The organism is Candidatus Benthicola sp. (assembly GCF_058719085.1).
The window spans coordinates 1-3,109 of sequence record NZ_JBZQEK010000060.1; the positions used below are offsets into that span (position 1 = coordinate 1).

General features: G+C 68.9%; 4 protein-coding genes. All 4 read left to right on the plus strand.

Features of this window, described 5'->3' with window-relative positions; translation table 11 throughout:
• Window positions 1-96 precede the first annotated feature (96 nt).
• Window positions 97-999, plus strand: coding sequence for an alpha/beta hydrolase family protein (locus AC36XV_RS04860; protein ID WP_492202554.1), 903 nt, complete (start codon window positions 97-99; stop codon window positions 997-999).
• On the plus strand, window positions 996-1,502 hold the full coding sequence (locus AC36XV_RS04865; protein ID WP_492202555.1) for a YybH family protein: 507 nt from the start codon (window positions 996-998) through the stop codon (window positions 1,500-1,502). The genes AC36XV_RS04860 and AC36XV_RS04865 overlap by 4 nt, the downstream gene beginning before the upstream one ends.
• 2 nt (window positions 1,503-1,504) lie before the next feature.
• Window positions 1,505-2,851, plus strand: a complete 1,347-nt coding sequence (locus AC36XV_RS04870; RefSeq protein ID WP_492202556.1) for a (Fe-S)-binding protein — start codon at window positions 1,505-1,507, stop codon at window positions 2,849-2,851.
• A gap of 1 nt (window position 2,852) precedes the next feature.
• The coding region (locus AC36XV_RS04875; protein ID WP_492202557.1) for an FAD-dependent oxidoreductase at window positions 2,853-3,109 on the plus strand (257 nt) is incomplete at its 3' end.

Genomic DNA, 3,109 nt, shown 5'->3' on the forward strand with positions numbered 1-3,109 from the left:
GTGACCTCAACGAACGGGATCCGGAGAGCGGCCGATACCGGAGGAGCATCGCGCGTTCCACGGACCCAACCCGCTACGGCATCGACGTGGCCGATCATGTCGCCTGAGAAACGGCAAGAGAGCGGGACCCTGCGCACGGCGTTCGAGCTGTCCGTCGGCGAGCGGGGCGTGCTGCGCGGGGACGTTCGAGTCCCGGACAAAGCTGCGGGTGCGGCCGGTCCTGAGACCGCCGGCCGGCTGATCGTGGTGTGCCACGGGTTCAAGGGCTTCAAGGACTGGGGGTTCTTCCCCTATCTGTCGAATCGGCTGGCCCGCGACACGCAGAGCGTCGTGGTCTCCTTCAACTTCTCGGGCTCGGGCATCGGTCCCGACCTGGAGACGTTCACCGACCTCGAGGCCTTCGGTCACAACACCTTCTCGAAGGAGCTGGCGGACCTCGAAATCGTGCTGGACGGAGCCCGGAACGGCCGGCTCGGCGACGTGGCGTTCTCGCCGGCTCACTCCATCGGCCTGCTGGGCCACAGTCGGGGGGCGGCGGCCGTGATCCTGGCCGGGGCGCGGAGCCCGAAAGTCGAAGCCGTGGTGACATGGGCGGGGATCGGATCGGTGTATCGATACGAGGACGGGTTCGCCGAGGCGCTGAAGGGAACGGATCGAATGGAGATCTTGAATTCGCGGACGGGCCAGCGGCTTCCGCTCTTCCGGGACGTTCTGGACGACCTCCGCGAGCACCGCGCCGAGCTGGACATGGAGTCGGCTGCCGGACGACTCGGATCCCGTCTGCTGGTCGTTCATGGTACGGCGGACGAATCCGTACCCGTGCGCGAGGGACGCGCGCTCCACGCATCGTCGAGTGGGGGGCGGCTGGCGCTGATCGAGGGAGCGAGTCATACGATGGACGCCGCACACCCCTTCCCGGGTACCAACCCGCGGCTGGAGGAAGCCATTCGCGAGAGCGTGGATCATTTTCGCCGCTGGCTCGAAGAGGAGGGGCCGTGAGCGTCCTGTCTCGTGCCCGTCGGATGGCGCGACGAACCCCGTGGATGCTCCTGGCCGCTCTCGTACCGGCCGCCTGCACCATCGAGGTCGAGGAGGAGGGAGACGCCGACGTCCAGGGCGCGGTGGAGGCGATGCTGAGCGAATCGGCCGCCGAGTGGAACCGGGGGGATCTCGACGGATTCATGGACGACTACCTGCCGTCGGACAACACCACGTTCGTGGGCAGCCGCGGCCTGGTGGTGGGGGTCGAAGCGATCCGAGCGAGGTACGCCCCTCTCTTCGAGCCCGGCGCTGAGCGGGACAGCCTCCGTTTCGAGGACGTTCGGGTCCGACGGCTCGCGGCCGTCGATGCGCTGGCCACCGCCCGCTGGATCCTGTTCCGAGGAGACACGATCACGGCGGCGGGCCCCTTCACTCTCGTCCTGCGGAGAACCAGCGCCGGCTGGAGGATCATCCACGATCACTCGTCTTCGGACGCACCGCCGTCATCGGCCGCCGAGTAGACGTGGCCGGAAGCACCGAAGTCGAATCGATCGATTCGCTGATACCGGAGTTCCGGACCCGGATCCCGGATGAGCTGCTCGCCGCGTGCGTGCACTGCGGCTTCTGCGTTCCCGTCTGCCCCACCTGGGACCTCCTCAGAGAAGAGAACGACTCTCCACGGGGCCGCCTCTACCTGATGCGCGCCGAAGCGGAGGGAAGAGTCGATCCCGCCGGCGCCTTCGCCGAGCACCTGGATCGGTGCCTCGGATGTCGGGCATGCGAGTCCGTCTGCCCGGCGGGGGTGCCCTACGGTCACCTGCTGGAGAGATCGCGAACCCGGATCGTGCGCCGGCCAGCGGCGGAGCGGCGGGCACGGTGGACCCTCGCGCTCCTGACCGACGCCCGTCTGGCACCGGCGACGTACACCGCGGCGAAGTGGCTCCGCGACTCCCGGATCGCCGGCCTCCTCGGCCGGGTGCTGCCGGGCAGTCCCGGCCGGCTGCTTCGGCTGCTCGCCGCCACCCGACCGGTATTCCGGCGCGGCCGCGGTGGACCCTCGGAGTCCGGGGTCCCGACCGGCGAGCCGGATCGCTTCTCTCGGTTCGCGCTGCTCCGAGGCTGCGTGATGGATGGACTGTTCGAACACGTCCACGCGGCTACGCGCCGCACGCTGGCGAGGATCGGCTACCGTGAGATCACGGTACCGGATCAGGTCTGCTGCGGTGCGCTTCATGCCCACGCCGGCCATCTGGAGGAAGCCCGACGACTGGCTCGGGAGAATGTCGAGGCGTTCGAGCGCGCGCTCGAGGCCGTGCCCGGTGCGCTCCTGGTCACGGATTCCGCCGGATGCGGTGCGGCCCTGAGGGATTATCCAAACTGGTTCGAAGACGAGCCGGAGTGGCGTGAGCGTGCCGTGGCGCTGGCCGACCGTGTGCGTGACGTGACCGAAGTGCTCGCACGGGAGGATGAATCGGGGGACGAGAGGGCGAAGCCGGAGGCGTTGCCCCGGCCCGACGGGCCGGTCCTCGAGGGCCGGGTCGCGTACGATGCTCCCTGTCATCTGCAACACGGCCAGGGAGTCGTCGAGCAGCCTCTGCAGGTGCTGCGCTCCGTGCCCGGCATCACCGTGGAGCCCCTTCTGTCCTCGGACCGGTGTTGCGGCGGGGCCGGCCTGTACAACCTGACCCAACCGGAGATCTCGGAGCGCGTCCGGGCCTCGAAGCTCGCGGAGATCCGCGAGGAAGGCTTCGACTGGGTGGCCACCGGGAACCCGGGATGCATCATGTACATGGGAGCCGGCCTGGTCGAGATCGGGAGCCGGACCCCGGTGGTGCACCCCGTCGAGCTCCTCGACCGGGCCTGGAGCTGACGTGCCCGGTCCGGCCGACTTCGGGTACTTGATCGTCGGTGGCGGCCTGGCAGGCATCTCGGCCGTGGACGGGATCCTCGAGCGCGATCCGGACGCACGGATCGCCATTCTCACCGACGAGTCCGAACCGCCCTACCAGCGTCCCCCGCTCTCGAAAGAGTTTCTGCAGCACCCCGACGTGCCGCGGTCCCTGCTGCACGTGAAGCCGGAGGACTGGTTCGATTCCGAGCCTGGCGTCGAACTGGTGACCTGCCAGAA

Excerpts from the sequence above, each read along its gene's own strand:
- AC36XV_RS04860 (WP_492202554.1), top strand. The coding sequence starts at position 97 with ATGTCGCCTGAGAAACGGCAAGAGAGCGGGACCCTGCGCACGGCGTTC.